The organism is Ruegeria sp. CDSC042 (genome assembly GCF_059610745.1).
The window spans coordinates 343,681-359,144 of record NZ_JBXWOF010000004.1; the positions used below are offsets into that span (position 1 = coordinate 343,681).

General features: G+C 56.9%; 17 protein-coding genes. 12 read left to right on the plus strand and 5 right to left on the minus strand.

The window, feature by feature from the left end:
* Nucleotides 1–17: 17 nt before the first annotated feature.
* The 4 genes from lgt to AC2FHX_RS11525 all read left to right on the plus strand — a co-directional run bounded on the left by lgt (nucleotide 18) and on the right by AC2FHX_RS11525 (nucleotide 4,230).
* A complete protein-coding gene (lgt, locus tag AC2FHX_RS11510; RefSeq protein WP_496701507.1) occupies nucleotides 18–899 on the plus strand; it encodes a prolipoprotein diacylglyceryl transferase in 882 nt (293 codons plus the stop codon).
* A complete protein-coding gene (locus tag AC2FHX_RS11515; RefSeq protein WP_496701506.1) occupies nucleotides 899–1,966 on the plus strand; it encodes a class I SAM-dependent methyltransferase in 1,068 nt (355 codons plus the stop codon). Before lgt ends, AC2FHX_RS11515 begins: the two co-directional genes overlap by 1 nt.
* Nucleotides 1,963–2,721: a peptidoglycan editing factor PgeF gene (gene pgeF, locus AC2FHX_RS11520; RefSeq protein ID WP_496691009.1), complete on the plus strand. Its 759-nt coding sequence runs from the start codon at nucleotides 1,963–1,965 to the stop codon at nucleotides 2,719–2,721. The genes AC2FHX_RS11515 and pgeF overlap by 4 nt, the downstream gene beginning before the upstream one ends.
* Nucleotides 2,722–3,447: 726 nt before the next feature.
* A complete protein-coding gene (locus AC2FHX_RS11525) occupies nucleotides 3,448–4,230 on the plus strand; it encodes a Hint domain-containing protein (RefSeq protein ID WP_271949219.1) in 783 nt (260 codons plus the stop codon).
* 116 nt (nucleotides 4,231–4,346) lie between these two features.
* On the opposite strand, the gene AC2FHX_RS11530 is transcribed toward AC2FHX_RS11525, so the two are convergent.
* Entirely contained in the window at nucleotides 4,347–4,847 is a 501-nt protein-coding gene (locus AC2FHX_RS11530) for an Lrp/AsnC family transcriptional regulator (protein WP_142636556.1), read from the minus strand.
* 225 nt (nucleotides 4,848–5,072) lie between these two features.
* On the opposite strand from AC2FHX_RS11530, the gene trxB reads away from it, so the two are divergent.
* The 4 genes from trxB to AC2FHX_RS11550 all read left to right on the plus strand — a co-directional run bounded on the left by trxB (nucleotide 5,073) and on the right by AC2FHX_RS11550 (nucleotide 10,153).
* A complete protein-coding gene (gene trxB / locus AC2FHX_RS11535; RefSeq protein ID WP_142636554.1) occupies nucleotides 5,073–6,014 on the plus strand; it encodes a thioredoxin-disulfide reductase in 942 nt (313 codons plus the stop codon).
* Between the two features lie 4 nt (nucleotides 6,015–6,018).
* Nucleotides 6,019–6,486: an RES family NAD+ phosphorylase gene (locus AC2FHX_RS11540; RefSeq protein ID WP_496701503.1), complete on the plus strand. Its 468-nt coding sequence runs from the start codon at nucleotides 6,019–6,021 to the stop codon at nucleotides 6,484–6,486.
* A gap of 60 nt (nucleotides 6,487–6,546) precedes the next feature.
* Nucleotides 6,547–8,217 carry an adenylate/guanylate cyclase domain-containing protein gene (locus AC2FHX_RS11545; protein ID WP_496701501.1) on the plus strand — a complete coding sequence of 557 codons (1,671 nt, stop codon included), beginning with the start codon at nucleotides 6,547–6,549 and terminating at the stop codon, nucleotides 8,215–8,217.
* Nucleotides 8,218–8,434: 217 nt separating this feature from the next.
* On the plus strand, nucleotides 8,435–10,153 hold the full coding sequence (locus AC2FHX_RS11550; RefSeq protein WP_142636548.1) for a bifunctional sulfate adenylyltransferase/adenylylsulfate kinase: 1,719 nt from the start codon (nucleotides 8,435–8,437) through the stop codon (nucleotides 10,151–10,153).
* A 57-nt stretch (nucleotides 10,154–10,210) separates the two neighbouring features.
* On the opposite strand, the gene AC2FHX_RS11555 is transcribed toward AC2FHX_RS11550, so the two are convergent.
* The 4 genes from AC2FHX_RS11555 to AC2FHX_RS11570 all read right to left on the minus strand — a co-directional run bounded on the left by AC2FHX_RS11555 (nucleotide 10,211) and on the right by AC2FHX_RS11570 (nucleotide 12,691).
* Complete coding sequence (locus AC2FHX_RS11555) at nucleotides 10,211–11,071, minus strand: hypothetical protein (protein ID WP_496701499.1); 861 nt, start codon at nucleotides 11,069–11,071, stop codon at nucleotides 10,211–10,213.
* Nucleotides 11,071–11,955, minus strand: a complete 885-nt coding sequence (locus AC2FHX_RS11560) for a PhzF family phenazine biosynthesis protein (protein ID WP_142636545.1) — start codon at nucleotides 11,953–11,955, stop codon at nucleotides 11,071–11,073. Before AC2FHX_RS11560 ends, AC2FHX_RS11555 begins: the two co-directional genes overlap by 1 nt.
* 92 nt (nucleotides 11,956–12,047) lie before the next feature.
* Entirely contained in the window at nucleotides 12,048–12,272 is a 225-nt protein-coding gene (locus AC2FHX_RS11565) for a DUF1150 family protein (protein WP_142636543.1), read from the minus strand.
* A 5-nt stretch (nucleotides 12,273–12,277) separates the two neighbouring features.
* The gene (locus tag AC2FHX_RS11570) at nucleotides 12,278–12,691 is read right to left on the minus strand and encodes an Hsp20 family protein (protein WP_142636541.1); all 414 of its coding nucleotides are present in this window, start codon (nucleotides 12,689–12,691) and stop codon (nucleotides 12,278–12,280) included.
* A gap of 163 nt (nucleotides 12,692–12,854) precedes the next feature.
* Between AC2FHX_RS11570 and AC2FHX_RS11575 the strand changes: the two genes are divergently transcribed.
* The 4 genes from AC2FHX_RS11575 (at nucleotide 12,855) to AC2FHX_RS11590 (ending at nucleotide 15,463) form a co-directional block, all read left to right on the plus strand.
* Nucleotides 12,855–13,079, plus strand: a complete 225-nt coding sequence (locus tag AC2FHX_RS11575; protein WP_037308505.1) for a YdcH family protein — start codon at nucleotides 12,855–12,857, stop codon at nucleotides 13,077–13,079.
* Between the two features lie 76 nt (nucleotides 13,080–13,155).
* A complete protein-coding gene (gene purE / locus AC2FHX_RS11580; RefSeq protein ID WP_271949196.1) occupies nucleotides 13,156–13,641 on the plus strand; it encodes a 5-(carboxyamino)imidazole ribonucleotide mutase in 486 nt (161 codons plus the stop codon).
* Nucleotides 13,638–14,393, plus strand: coding sequence for an NAD(P)-binding domain-containing protein (locus AC2FHX_RS11585; RefSeq protein WP_496701497.1), 756 nt, complete (start codon nucleotides 13,638–13,640; stop codon nucleotides 14,391–14,393). Before purE ends, AC2FHX_RS11585 begins: the two co-directional genes overlap by 4 nt.
* Before the next feature lie 2 nt (nucleotides 14,394–14,395).
* On the plus strand, nucleotides 14,396–15,463 hold the full coding sequence (locus tag AC2FHX_RS11590; protein ID WP_496701495.1) for a 5-(carboxyamino)imidazole ribonucleotide synthase: 1,068 nt from the start codon (nucleotides 14,396–14,398) through the stop codon (nucleotides 15,461–15,463).
* The last annotated feature ends 1 nt before the right edge of the window (nucleotide 15,464 follow it).

Below are 15,464 nucleotides of genomic sequence, written 5' to 3' on the forward strand. Positions count from 1 at the left end.
CGGGCAATGAGACGCACATGCAGGCTGTTCTGAATTTCCCCGATCTGTCGCCCGAACTTTTCTCGATCTCGCTGTTCGGGATGGAGTTCGCACTTAGATGGTACGCCCTCGCCTATATCGCCGGGATTGTGATTGCATGGCGCCTGGGGGTGATCGCCCTAAAGCGCCCCGCCCTGTGGCCCGACAAGGCGCCACCGATGCAACCCGCCCAGCTTGAGGATTTGATCACCTGGATCATCCTGGGCGTGATTCTGGGCGGGCGACTTGGGTTCGTGCTGTTTTATCAACCAGCCTATTACCTTTCGAACCCGATCGAAATTCTGATGGTCTGGCAGGGCGGCATGGCCTTCCACGGTGGATTGCTAGGCGTCGTCGTGGCCTCATATATCTATGCAAGACGTCACCAAATTTCGATTTTGCCGCTTGCTGATCTGATCGCGCATACCGTGCCGCCTGGGCTGTTATTGGGTCGTGTCGCGAATTTCATCAACGCCGAACTGTGGGGAAGGCCCAGCGACCTGCCCTGGGCCTTTGTATTCCCCGGTGCCGCCGCCCAAAACTGCCCGACGGTTATTGGTCTTTGCGCCCGCCACCCCTCTCAGCTTTACGAAGCCGCGCTTGAGGGGTTGCTGCTGGGCGTCCTGCTGTTGTGGCTGGTCTATCGGCGCCGCGCTTTCCTACGGCCCGGTCTGGTCACAGGCGTGTTTATGGCGGGCTATGGCGCATCGCGTTTCATTGTCGAGTTTTTCCGGCAACCCGATGCACAGTTTGTTTCGGCCGGAAATCCGCTTGGACTTGCCTGGCAAATGGGCGGCTACGGCCTGACCATGGGCCAGTTGCTGTCTTTGCCAATGATTGCCTTTGGCCTTTGGCTGGCTTTACGCGCTAAGGCCAAGTGATGACCCTCGCCAACCTCTTACAGGCTCGTATCGCACAAGACGGCCCGATGAGTGTAGCCGACTATATGACCGAATGCCTGCTGCACCCGACACTGGGATATTACACCACCCGCGACCCCATTGGCCCGCAGGGCGATTTCATCACCGCCCCGGAAATCAGCCAGATGTTTGGCGAACTAATCGGGCTCAGCCTTGTGCAATGCTGGATTGACCAGGGGCGTCCGGACCGTTTCACGCTAGCGGAGCTGGGTCCCGGGCGCGGAACGCTGATGGCTGACATGCTGCGTGCAACACAGGGCGTGGATGGCTTTCACGCGGCGGCAGATATTGTTCTGCTTGAGGCCTCACCAACCCTGCGCACCATTCAGGCAAAGACGCTGGATGCCTATGCTCCGCGCTGGATTACATCAGTCACCGATCTACCCGATTCCCCGCTTTTGCTGGTGGCAAACGAGTTCTTTGACGCTCTGCCCATTCGCCAATTCATCCGCGATGACAGCGATTGGCGGGAACGTTTGATCGGGATGAAGGACGAATCACTGGCTTTTGGCCAGGGGCCACGGTCGCCACAGATCGCTTTGAAGAACCGGCTTGAGGACACGCAGGATGGGGATCTGGTCGAGCTTTGCCCTTCGGCCATACCGATCATCACTGTGATCGCCGGACGGATCGCGACCCATGGCGGGGCAGGACTGATCCTGGATTATGGCGACTGGCATTCGCTTGGGGATACGTTTCAAGCGCTGCATGCCCACAAGCCGATAGACCCGCTTTCCAGTCCCGGACAAGCTGATCTGACCGCCCATGTGGACTTCGAACCTCTGGCGAGCGCAGCGCGAGCTGCGGGCTGCGCCCATTCGCGCCTGACACCCCAAGGCGTTTTTCTGGAACGGCTGGGCATCACCGCGCGGGCGCAAGCATTGGCGAAACCACTCAGCGGGTCCAAGCTTGAGGCGTTGATAGCCGCACATCGCCGGTTGACGCACCCAGAGGAAATGGGAAACCTGTTCAAAGTACTGGGCCTGTACCCATCTTATGCCGCATTACCACCGGGACTGGAATCATGACGCTGGAAATTCTGACTTCGGATCTCTTGTCATCCGTACGCCATGGTTTTTTCTGCCGCCGTGGCGGGGCCTCATCCGGGATCTTTGCAGGGCTCAACTGCGGTCATGGATCATCTGACCAGACCGAGGCTGTCGCGATAAACCGTAACCGCGTAGCGGATGCGATGGAGGTCGATCCCGGATCCCTTATCGGAGTCCATCAGGTGCATTCACCGACGGTCATAACTGTTGATGGTCCAATCGACGGGGAAAAGCCTAAAGCAGACGCGTTGGTTACGGCCTGTCCCGGACTGGCGCTGACCATCCTCACGGCGGACTGCCAACCTGTTCTTTTTGCCGACACCCACGCAAAAGTGATAGGGGCTGCACATGCAGGATGGCGCGGCGCGCTGGACGGTGTGCTTGAGGCCACGTTGGACTCCATGGAGGCGCTGGGAGCACGGCGCGAGAATACAGTGGCCGTCATAGGGCCCACAATCTCGCAAATTGCGTATGAGGTCGGGCCCGAGTTCCTAGAAGACTTTGCCGCTGAATCATCAGAAAACCTGCGATTCTTCGCAAATGGAACGGGTGATCGGATGCAATTTGACCTCCCGTCCTATGGGCTGCACCGGTTACGTCAGGCTGGTGTCGGGCATGCAGAGTGGATTCGTCATTGCACCTATTCGGACCCGAACAGATTCTATTCGTACCGCCGATCGGTTCATACAAAAGAAGCCGACTACGGCCGCCTGATTTCCGCCATCAAACTGTGACGCGTGCCCTGATTGTGGCGAAATCGCCGCTTTTTCGCCACATTTGTTGTGTCTATATGAGTCGCCAAAATTAGGTTTTATTGCCCTCTCTCAGATGGTTATCTGCATATTTCTGAATGTGAGCGCGGCTAGATTAAGAAAAGGAAACAACCAACTTTCTTTTGTCCCAGATTCAACCCGCGTCAGCCTTATGGCCGCCTCAATATGGCGACACGTTAGGCCCAGATTGGGTCGTTAGGCACTAAGCCTTGAACAAGTAGGACAACAGGATGAAACAAAGATCCCGCTTTCTCAGCGCTGTTCTAAAAGCGTCCAGAGAGCAAAAACTGGAGATGCCGTGGAAACGGGTTTCCAGTCGTTCTGCCAGTGTGGCGCGCCGTTTGGCTTCGCGACGCTGATTAGACAGGCCTACCAAAGCCATTCTGCCGGCTTTGAGGGTCAAGACACACAGCGGGGGTGCTCCGATCCGGTGTGTGGCGCTTCACAGACACTTTCTGTGAATGTGTTTAGGAGTTTGTGTGCGTAGACAATTTTCGTCTGCGAGTTGTGAGTTTGTCTGGGGGGTCAATGTGTTGACCAAGAGTTTGCGAAATTCCATCGCACTGCGCGGCCGTTACAGCCGACGTCTCGAAGTCGCCATAGCATTCAAGACAAAGAAAACCGATCAGGCGGGCCTGTACGGGGGTTCAGCCTTCCTGAGCGGATGTTTGAGGGGACGGAATTAGTATGACTATTCCACATTCTTTGGCCCGCGCCGCCAGAAACGCCGTCGATACGTCGACAATGCTGCGCGAGATTCCAAGAAATACAACAAAACAAAAAGCGCAGCTGCGGCGCTATGAGGTCAGTTCATTGTTGAGCAATGGCGAGGTATCCCAAACCCGCCACATCGCGCCAGCGCTGCCCATGTTCGAGGATGCGTTTTGTGCCTTTACGCGGGGTTCGCTTGTCGAAACCGAAAACGGGCCGATAGCGATCGAAGATCTTTTGCCTGGCGATACGGTTTTGACCCAGAATGGAACTTCGGAAACCGTGGTCTGGAAGGGCTCGGTGACTTTGATCCCCGGGCGCGAAGACTCGCGTGGTCGCACGCGCCCGCTGACACGCATCATGGCGGATACCTTCGGAATGCAAAAACCGATGTCAGGCGTGACTGTCGGTCCGGCTGCGCGCCTGTTGGGCACCCCAGCACATCTGCGGCACTTGTATGGCGGATCTCCTGTTTTGACGCCCGCGCACGAGTTCCAAGACGGGATGGGTGTCATCGAGATGCTACCGCCTACCCCAATCGAATTGTTTCACATCTGTCTGAAACGCCATTCGGTTATCAAGGTAGACGGATTACAGTTTGAATCATATCATCCAGGCGTAAATGCGGTTCGGATGATCAGCCATTCGCTTCGCTCAATCTATTTGAACTTGTTCGAGCATGTCGAATCGCTGAATGACTTTGGCCCGCTGCAGTTACCGCGTGCCGGAGATGGAGAGGTGGACGCAATCACTGCCTGAGTTTTAACCAGTACTGCAAAGTGGGGGCTTTATGCAGATTTTAATTAGTTGGGTGTTGTTTCTGGTTGTCACGGCGATTTTGCCGCCGTGCACCAGCCGTCACAAAAGGATGCGCTTTACGCCGTCCGGTTCATTCGTTCTTCCAGGACGTCAAACGGTACACCGGGCTCGTCCTTAGCGCCGCGTATCACAAGTGAGGTTTTAACGCTGGCCACGTTTGGCGTGGTCAGCAACTCGCCTGTTAAAAACTGCTGAAAGCTGCTGAGATCAGGAGCGACGCATTTCAGAATAAAATCCACTTCGCCGTTCAGCATGTGACATTCACGGACAAGTGGCCACTCGCGGCAGCGTTCCTCGAATGCGCTGAGTTCGGCTTCGGCTTGGCTTTCCAATCCGACGCTTGCAAAGACCTGAACCTCAAAACCCAACTCACGCGCATTCACTTCCGCATGGTATCCGCGGATAAGGCCCGAGTCTTCCAATGTGCGCACGCGCCGCAGGCACGGAGGCGCGGAAATTCCCACACGTTTCGCGAGCTCTACATTGGTCATGCGACCGTCTGCCTGCAATTCTGCCAGAATCTTGCGGTCAATCTCGTCCAGCCGTGTCGCGACCATAAAAAGCTCCTGAATTTTCGGTTGTTATATCAGCACCCAAGGGATGCGCAATAATGTTTCGCGTTTGCGCAATATTCTTTGGTTTTCCAGGTATTTTTCTAGCGCGAGTTGTGAAACGGATTCTCCGATACGGCACGAAGGGGCTTTAAGCGCCTCAAGGGGGTCGCTATATCCATTCGCCAAGGGGCCGCAGGCCCGTATCAGGCAGATCAAGTCGGGGGTATCATGGCCGAAACAAAACACACCAGGGTTCTGATAATCGGATCAGGACCTGCCGGTTATACTGCGGGCGTATATGCCAGCCGTGCGATGCTGGAACCGATCCTGGTTCAGGGCATCGAGCCGGGCGGACAGCTGACGACCACCACCGAGGTCGAGAACTATCCCGGCTTTACCGAGGTTCAGGGTCCTGATCTGATGATCAAGATGCAGGAACATGCCGCCGCGATGGGATGCGAGATCATCGGCGACATCATCAGCGATCTGGATATCTCGAAACGCCCCTTCACAGCCAAGGGCGACAGCGGCACCATCTACACTGCCGATGCGGTCATTCTGGCCACTGGCGCGCGGGCGAAATGGCTGGGATTGCCCTCGGAAGAGAAGTTCAAAGGCTTTGGCGTTTCCGCCTGCGCCACATGCGACGGGTTCTTCTATCGCGGGCAGGAGATCGTTGTAATCGGCGGCGGCAATACCGCCGTGGAAGAGGCGCTGTTTCTGACCAACTTTGCCAGCAAGGTCACCTTGATCCATCGCCGCGATGAATTGCGCGCCGAAAAGATCCTGCAGGATCGGCTGATGAAGAACGACAAGATCGAGCCCTTGTGGTTCCACGAACTGGACGAGGTCATCGGAACCGATGCGCCTTTGGGTGTCGAAGGCGTGCGCGTCAAGAATGTGAAAACCGGTGAGATTCGCGAAATCCCCTGTAAAGGTGTTTTCATCGCCATCGGCCACGCACCCGCGAATGAGCTGGTCAAGGGCTCGCTGGAAACCCATATGGGCGGCTATGTGATCACCAAACCGGGCTCCACAGAAACCTCCATTCCAGGTGTCTTTGCCGCCGGAGACCTGACAGATCACATCTACCGTCAAGCCGTTACCAGCGCCGGGATGGGCTGTATGGCCGCGCTGGATGCTGAACGGTTCCTGGCCGAGCAGGATTAATCAGGTGATCGAATTCTCCGGCCCGATCTGGAGAATTCTGTTCCTCTCACAGATAGACGCCCCTTTGGCCCCAGCACGGGCGCCAGAGGGGCGTTTTCATTATACGGGCCAATTCGCGCTTTATTCTTCGCTGAGCGCTGAGGGTGCCGAAGTCGCCATCAAACGCTATGTCTGCCCATCCGATCCACCACGCATTCTTCAAAAATGCCGGATCACCGGCGCTCGGCTGGTAGATCTGCGGGGATGCAGTGAAGCCTCGGTCGTGTGGCAGGATATCCACGAAAAAGAAGGCACCTCACCCACCTGGCTATTTTCGGATGACGCCCGCGCCAAAGGCGCCGACGGCTTGCTATACAGCTCGCGATCCCGGCCAGAACTCAGTCATGCGGTTTTGTTTAGCACCTCGCCAGAGGTAGTGTGCCTGGATGGGGATCCGCATCCCTGGTTGCCGGGGCATAGAGGCTTCGCTTGACCCCCGCTCTGCGCCGTTACAGACTCTGAGATGCGAGCAAAACGAACACAGGTGAACCGAGTGAAAAGCGTACTATGGCAAGGCGGGTGGGCTACCCGGCTGAGGATCATGAGCGGCCTGATCCTGTTCATCTTTGCCTTCTTTCACTTCATCAATATCGGTCTGGGACTGTTTCATACTGATTATCTCCACGGAATGCAGAAAGGCCGCCATGTCATTACGCGCAACAACATCGGCAGCGCGATTCTATATCTGGCCTTGCTCGTGCATTTTGGGCTGGCGCTGTATTCGTTAGCTCAGCGCAGAACCATGCGAATGCCTTTCAGTCTGGGGCTGCAAGTGGTGCTTGGATTTGTGATTCCACTGCAACTGATCTCGCACCTTGTTCACACCCGATACGCACATGCAGTTTTCGGGGTTAATGATGAGATGGGTTATATCATCGCGCTAATGTGGCCCAGCTATGCAATCTGGACACAAAGCCTGCTTTTGCTGGTGGTCTGGGTCCACAGTTGCATCGGTCTTCACATGTGGCTGCGCCTGACATCTTGGTGGCAAAGGACGCTGCCTTATCTGATCGGGCTCGCCGTGTTCATTCCGTCTTTCGCTCTGGCAGGTCTTTTGACAGAGGGCCGACGCATCTGGGCTGATTTCGCCGACCCGTTTCTGCGCGATCAGTATATCGAACATTACAACTGGCCATCGCCCGAGGCTTTTCAGGCTCTGATGGGTGTGAGGCAAGATACGCTGCTTGCATTCGGGCTGGCGGTTGGCGCTACATTGCTTGTGTTTCTGGTGCGCAAAATTTTGCGACGCCGGCATTCGGTGCGCATCAAATATGTGGAAGGCCCCGAAATTGTGGCCGAAAAAGGCATGACTCTGCTTGAGATTTCTCAGGCCAACGGCATTCCCCACACTGCGCTATGTGGTGGCAAGGGGCGCTGCACCACCTGTCGCGTTATTGTCGAGAATGGTGCAGATCAGCTCCCCGTCCCCAGTGAGATCGAGGCCCGCAGCTTGGCTGCCGTAAAAGCACCCGAAGGCGCACGCCTGGCCTGTCAGATCCGCCCGACCGAGCCAATCACGGCCTTTCGGATGTACAATCCCGGTAGCGGTCGCAATCGCGCCCACGCCAGTCAGGGGCAGGAACGTAAACTGGCGGTGCTGTTTCTCGATATGCGTGGGTTCACGGCACTGACCACCGGGCAGTTGCCCTATGACATTGTTTTCCTGCTCAACCGGTTCTTTGACGCCATCGTGCCAGCCATCACCTCGGATGGGGGTGTGGTCGACAAGTATATGGGTGACGGGCTGCTGGCAGTGTTTGAAACCGCCGATGCTGCAAGTTCAGCACGGGCCGGGATGAAAGCTGCAGCCAATGTCAGCCGCGCATTGCAACGGTTCAACGAGCAACTCGAAACCGAGGGCAGCCCGCTTATCCGCATTGGAATGGGATTACATCTGGGCGATCTGGTTCTGGGCGAAATCGGCGCCGTAGGCACTGCAAGCCGCACGATTATCGGCGACGCCGTGAATGTCGCCAGCCGATTGGAGGCCGAGACCAAGGGGTTGGGTGTCGAGCTTTTGGTTTCGGGCGATCTGCTGAAGGCAGCGGGGCATGACGGTTGGCAGAACGATCTGCGCCCCTTCCAGTTGCGTGGGGTAACAAGGCCAATTTCTGCCCTGCCGGTCGAACGTGCGTCCGACCTCACCCCCAAGATTGCCGCCTGAGAACACACTCATTCAAACCGGTCTATTTGACCTTGATCCAAGGGATTGTCGTCGGGTTTCGCGTCAAAATGTGGAAAATCCTTCCAATCCGGAGAAAAACCGCGCATATCGTCCTTTGTTTCATAAATCCATCTGGACTTCACCCGACCGCCGGGGCACATGCCCGGCAAACGCCCCTGAATCACTGGCCAATCCATCCTTCGACAAGAGAATTCCCATGACGATGTTAAGCAATCTGGCGCCGATCTCTGAACTTTATGTTTCGTACGAGTCCGCACAGAAACTGAAAGTAGAAGCTGCCGACCTGACAAGCTGGGACCTGAGCCCTCGTCAGATCTGTGATCTGGAACTGCTGATGAATGGCGGGTTCAACCCGCTGAAAGGGTTCCTAAGCGAGGCCGATTACGACAATGTCGTCGAGAACATGCGCCTGGCCGACGGCACCCTTTGGCCGATGCCAATCACGTTGGATGTCAGCGAAGACTTCGCTGAGGGCATCAAACTGGGTCAGGACATTGCGCTGCGCGACCAGGAAGGTGTCATTTTGGGCACCATGACTGTGACCGACCGCTGGACGCCGAACAAGGCGCGCGAGGCGGAAAAGGTCTTTGGCGCAGATGACGATGCCCACCCGGCGGTCAACTACCTGCACAACACTGCGGGCAAGGTTTACTTGGGCGGCCCTGTTGTTGGTATCCAACAGCCCGTTCACTATGACTTCCGTGCCCGCCGCGATACGCCGAACGAGCTGCGCGCCTATTTCCGCAAACTGGGTTGGCGCCGTATTGTTGCGTTCCAAACCCGCAACCCGCTGCACCGCGCGCATCAGGAACTGACCTTCCGTGCCGCCAAAGAGGCGCAGGCCAACCTGCTGATCCATCCGGTTGTTGGTATGACCAAGCCGGGCGACGTGGACCACTTTACCCGCGTGCGTTGCTATGAGGCTGTTCTGGACAAGTACCCGGCCTCGACAACTTCGATGTCACTGCTGAACCTGGCGATGCGTATGGCAGGCCCGCGCGAGGCGGTGTGGCACGGGTTGATCCGCGCCAACCACGGCTGCACGCATTTCATTGTCGGCCGTGACCACGCAGGCCCCGGCAAGAACTCAGCCGGCGAAGATTTCTATGGCCCCTACGACGCACAGGATTTGTTCCGCCAGTTCCAGGATGAAATCGGCGTTGAAATGGTCGATTTCAAACACATGGTCTTTGTGCAGGAACGCGCTCAATACGAACCGAATGACGAGATCGCCGACAAAGACAACGTCACGATCCTGAACATCTCGGGCACAGAACTGCGCCGCCGTCTGGCCGAAGGCCTGGAAATCCCCGAATGGTTCAGCTTCCCTGAGGTTGTGACCGAGCTGCGCAAGACCAAACCGCCGCGCAGTCAGCAGGGCTTTACCGTATTCTTCACCGGTTTCTCCGGCTCGGGCAAATCGACCATCGCCAACGCGCTTATGGTAAAGCTGATGGAGATGGGCGGTCGTCCGGTGACCCTGCTGGATGGAGACATTGTTCGTAAGAACCTGTCATCGGAACTGGGCTTTTCGAAAGAGCATCGCGACCTGAACATCCGCCGCATCGGCTATGTGGCCAGCGAGATCACCAAGAACGGCGGCATCGCTATCTGCGCCCCGATCGCACCCTACGCCACGACCCGCCGCGCCGTCCGCGAAGATGTCGAAGCGTTCGGCGCTTTCTGCGAGGTTCACGTGGCCACCAGCATCGAAGAATGCGAACGCCGCGATCGCAAGGGCCTGTACAAGCTGGCGCGTGAAGGCAAGATCAAGGAATTCACCGGAATTTCCGATCCCTACGACGTACCTGCCAATCCTGAGTTGAGCGTCGAGACCGAGAATGTGGACGTAGACAACTGTGCCCACCAGGTTCTGCTCAAGCTGGAAAGCATGGGTTTGATCGCCGGATCGTAACCTGCGCAAAGAATCAAGCAAAAGGCCCTCGGTTTCCGGGGGCCTTTTTCTATTGGATTATAGTTCTGCCCGAATGGCGGCGACGGCGCGTCCTTCGAAATCACCAAACTCGGCCGCTTTGGACTGGCTGGCCCGCAGGGCATCTAGACGCGCGGCATAGTCATCGACCGAAGCGGCTTGAATCGCACTCCGAATGTCGGCCTCGGAATCGCACAGGATCATCCCGGATGTGTCGAAGAAATCACCAATATTGGGACAGCCCCAATAGATCGGCACTGTCGAGCACAAGATCGCGTCTGTCAGCTTTTCCGAAAAGTAATTCCGCTCCCGCACATTCTCGATCACCACCGAATAGCGATATGGGGCCAGCCCGTCAGACTTTCGGTCAAACGGAGTATAGCCACGCCCCATAATATCGACATCTGCCCCGGATTCACGAACCCAGTCGATCACGGAATGGCGCAGCTGATGTCCTTCGAGATCACGTTTGGCCGAGGCGATCAGAGAACAGGATTTGGATTTCTCAACCAAAAGTTCTCGCCAATCAGGCACCATCGTCACGCCATAAGGCAGAAACACCGCGTTTGGGATACCTTGCAACAAAGCATCATGAAAGGTCAGCACCCGGAAGAACCGCCGCCACGTATAGCGCAACATGTGATCATGTTTGGCATGGATGGCCGAAGGCTCTCCCATCATCAAAGATATCCGCGCACGTGTTCCCCGACGAAGACGCAGATGTACGGTGGAATTGGGGTACATGATCAGATGGTCCGTGTGCGCAAGATCGCCCACTGTTTTTCCGATCAGACGATCCGGGCAACCTTCGGGCCAGGTCAGTTCCGACAAAGGAACCGTGGCCAGTTTCGGCCCCAACCGATGCCCATAGGGCAATATGGCGATTGCAGGTTCTGTCATCATCCGGCATCTGGTAAATTAACCTGACCCCGCATCAGGATATGCCCGCGACCGGCGACCTTGATGCCTGTCATCGCATCCGATGGGCCAGCTCGGGTAACAGTCGCCTGACCGGGGCGCCCCATATCATGGCCTTGCTCGGCAATAAAAACGTCCTTTGGCATCAGCCCATGTTTCCAGAGATACGCCGCCATCGCACCTGTGGCAGATCCGGTAAACGGATCCTCGGGCGGGCTGGGCGGGGCCAACAGCAATCTTGAGAATGTATCGCCCGCTTTGGTCGCGCCTTTGAGCGTTACAAGAAAAGGTTCGGCCATATCGGAGCCGGAAAAGCCCGCCTTTTCGGCAATCTCGCGCAAAGGCCTTTCGACCAGTTTTGCCGCGCGCAGGGCGTCGTGATCACGAAGAACAGTGACACAGAAGGGCAGCCCGGTAGAAACAAATTGCGGTGGCGAGATGATCGCCTCTTTGGGCAGGCTGATGGCAGAGGCGACCAGCTCGGCGGGAACATAGGCGCCGAATTGTGGTGCAATCTGCGTCATCTCGATTTCATCACCGCTGATGCAGATCGAAACAATCCCCGCGCCGGTTTCAAGCGTCAGGGTATTGCCTTGCAGCATTCCTCTGGACTGCATTGCAGCTACGGTGGCGATCGTAGGATGCCCGGCAAAGGGGATTTCGCGACTGGCCAGAAAATAACGAACCCGGAAATCGGCCACATCGGACGGGCCAGTAAAGGTGCATTCAACCAAGGACGTCTCGCGCACATAGGCCATGCAGACGTCTTCGGACAGAGCTGCCCCACCATGAACAACAGCGCACCCATTGCCACCAAAGGCGCGATCGCTGAAGGCGTCTACCCAGTCAAAGTCGAACCAATTCATGTATCGTGCACTCCGATATTCGAACCATCATAGGTTCGACTGTCTCGCCCGACAGGCCATGGATGTCACGAGGAAAACGTACGGAGGTCGCTTTAGTGCACGGCCACCGGCGAAAAATCATGCTCGCGCGCCAGGTTAAACGCCAGCTTGCGATCAGCAACCAGTGCCAGTTGCTGGCCGTCGGCATCGTGTACCGCATATAGCAGGCTCAGATCTCCGGCCTGTTCGCGAACTTCCCGAGGTAGATCGGCGACTTCAACTGTTTTGACATAGACGATCCGATCACCTTCGGCGTTGATTTCAAACGGTGTATTCATTGCTCTTACCCCTTTCTTATGTTGATCGTTTGCACCACGGTTTCGGGCACGGCGCGGGTCAGATCCACATGCAGCAGACCATTTTCAATGATCGCCTCGCCAACCTCGACCCCATCGGCCAACACGAACATGCGCTGAAACTGACGTGCCGCGATCCCACGGTGTAGAAAGATACGTCCTTCGCTGTCGTCGCGCTGACGTCCCCGGATCACCAACTGTCGATCTTCGATGGTAATCGACAGGTCCTCTTCTGCAAACCCGGCCACGGCCAAGGTAATGCGGTAGGAAAAATTCGAGGTCTGTTCAATATTATAGGGCGGATACCCCTCATTTCCGGCCTTTGCAGACCGCTCCAGAAGGCGTTCCAACTGCTCGAACCCCAAAAGATGCGGGTATGAGCCCAGAGTAAGTTTAGACACGTATTTTCGTCCTTTATTGCCAAAGCGACGTGTTGTGCGGCCCCATTCTGGCAACCGCGTATAATAGAATATGGGAATATACAGCGATGTCCACAAGGTCTGGCCGGATCAAGCCTGACACACTATCTTGTGTGACAAGCACCACAACAACTCTGAGTCGCCAATGAACGCGCCCACCGATCTTTCGATGAAAACTGATGAGGTTCTGCGGGTAGAGCTGGAAGTTTTCCGCCGTCAACACCGTGATCTTGACGAAGCAATCGAGGCGCTTCAGGCCACTGGCACCTCGGATCAACTGACGATCAAACGGTTGAAAAAGCAGAAACTGCGCCTGAAAGACATCATTCGCCTGATCGAAGACCGCCTGACCCCGGATATCATCGCCTGAGACATCTGAACCGCATTGCCACAAAGGCGGATTTGGCTATAGTTCGCGCTCTTTCGGAAGGCAGGGACGCAAGCGGATGAGCGACGTTAAAGTGGGGATCATCATGGGAAGCCAGTCAGACTGGTCCACGATGAAAGAAGCCGCAGATATTCTGGATGAGCTGGGCGTGGCCTATGAAAAACGCATCGTTTCAGCGCACCGCACCCCAGATCGCTTGTGGGACTATGGCAAGACTGCTGTCTCGCGCGGATTGCAGGTGATCATTGCAGGGGCCGGCGGGGCCGCGCATTTACCGGGTATGATGGCCTCGAAAACACGCGTTCCTGTGATCGGCGTTCCGGTGCAGACGCGGGCACTGTCTGGCGTCGATTCGCTCTATTCCATTGTTCAGATGCCCAAAGGGTTTCCGGTTGCGACTATGGCGATCGGGTCGGCAGGCGGTGCCAATGCGGGATTGATGGCCGCTGGCATTCTGGCGCTGCAGGATAACGCTCTGGCCGACCGGCTGGATGCCTGGCGCGACGCGCTATCGGCCTCAATCCCCGAAGAACCCGAGGGATGAGCCGGATCGGATTCATCGGCACGGGCCATATTGCGGCCCCGATGGTGCGTTTTTTGGCCCGTAAAGGGCACGAGATCTCCGTGACAGAACGCAATGACCAGGTTTCAACCGCGCTAAAGGCTGAACTGGGTGTGTCTGTCACGACGCCACAGGCCGTGATTGATGCATCCGAGATCGTGTTCCTGTGCCTGCGCCCACATATCGCTGCGGACGTTCTGGCCGCCTTAACGTTTCGATCCGACCATCAGATCGTCTCGGTCATGGCAGCAGTCTCGAAAGATGAACTAACCGAGCTCTGCTCTCCGGCGCCGGCAATCGTGCAAACCATTCCGCTGGGATTTTTGGAAGCCGGTGGTTGCCCGCTTGTCGCTTTCGGCAACGATCAACTGCTGGTCGATTTGTTCGCACCGGAAAACCCGGTGATCAAGGTCGCAGATGAGGCGGCACTGAACGCACATTTCGCCATTTGCGCCATGGTCCCTGGCCTTCTGGACCTGATGGCGACCGGAGCAACTTGGCTGGGAGACACAACCGGAGACGCAGCCGGGGCCGAATTCTACACCACCCAGTTGGTATCGGGCTTTCTGCACGCGATGGATAAGAAGGCCGCAGGCCGCCTAGAGGCCGAACGCGATGCGCTGGCCACTGACGGCACGCTGAGCCTGCAAATGACACAGACCCTGCAAGATCAGGGCGCGCACAAGGTATTGCACGCAGCACTTGGCGCTATTGGCAAACGTTTGGAGAGTTGAGAATGGTGGAAATGCTTGCCCCCGGCGCGACAATCGGGATTTTGGGCGGCGGTCAACTGGGCCGTATGCTGTCCGTTGCTGCAGCCCGGCTGGGTTTTGTGTCGCATATTTATGAGCCCGGTGCGACCCCGCCTGCGGGTCATGTGGCGGATCGTGTGACCACCGCCTCTTATGATGATGCCGAGGCCCTCAAGGCCTTTGCCGAAGCAGTCGATGTCATCACCTATGAGTTCGAGAACATCCCCACCGAAGCACTGGACATTCTGGAAGTCCACCGCCCCATCCGCCCGGGGCGCGAGGCGCTGCGGGTCAGTCAGGATCGACTGAACGAAAAGGCTTTCTTGCAAGGGCTGGGCCTGAATACCGCACCCTTCGCCGATATCACGGATCTGGACAGCCTGAAGGCTGCGATTGACCAGATCGGCACCCCTGCCATCCTGAAGACCCGCCGATTTGGCTATGACGGCAAGGGACAGGCCCGGCTACGCAGCACCGATGACGCTGAAACTGCTCTGGCTGATATGGCGGGCGCGCCTGCGATCCTTGAAGGGTTTGTCGATTTCAGCCATGAGGTATCAATCATCGCCGCGCGCGGATTGGATGGTCAGGTCGCCTGTTTCGACCCCGGTGAGAACGTGCATCGCGATGGCATTTTGCATACCACCTCCGTCCCTGCCCGCCTGCCCGCAGCAAAGCGCACAGATGCGATCCTGCTGGCGGCAAATATCCTGAACGCCTTGGACTATGTCGGCGTCATGGGGGTCGAGTTGTTCGTGACCCCGCAGGGTCTGATCGTGAACGAGATCGCACCGCGCGTGCATAACTCGGGCCATTGGACACAGAATGGCTGCGCGGTGGATCAATTCGAGCAACATATCCGTGCCGTGGCAGGCTGGCCTCTGGGCGACGGGCAGCGTCATTCAGACGTGGTGATGGAGAACCTGATCGGCGACGATATGGACCGCGTACCTGAACTCGCGACCGAACGTGATGTTGCGCTGCATCTTTATGGCAAGGCCGAGGTGAAGGCAGGCCGCAAGATGGGTCATTTTAACCGCATCACGCGGTAAA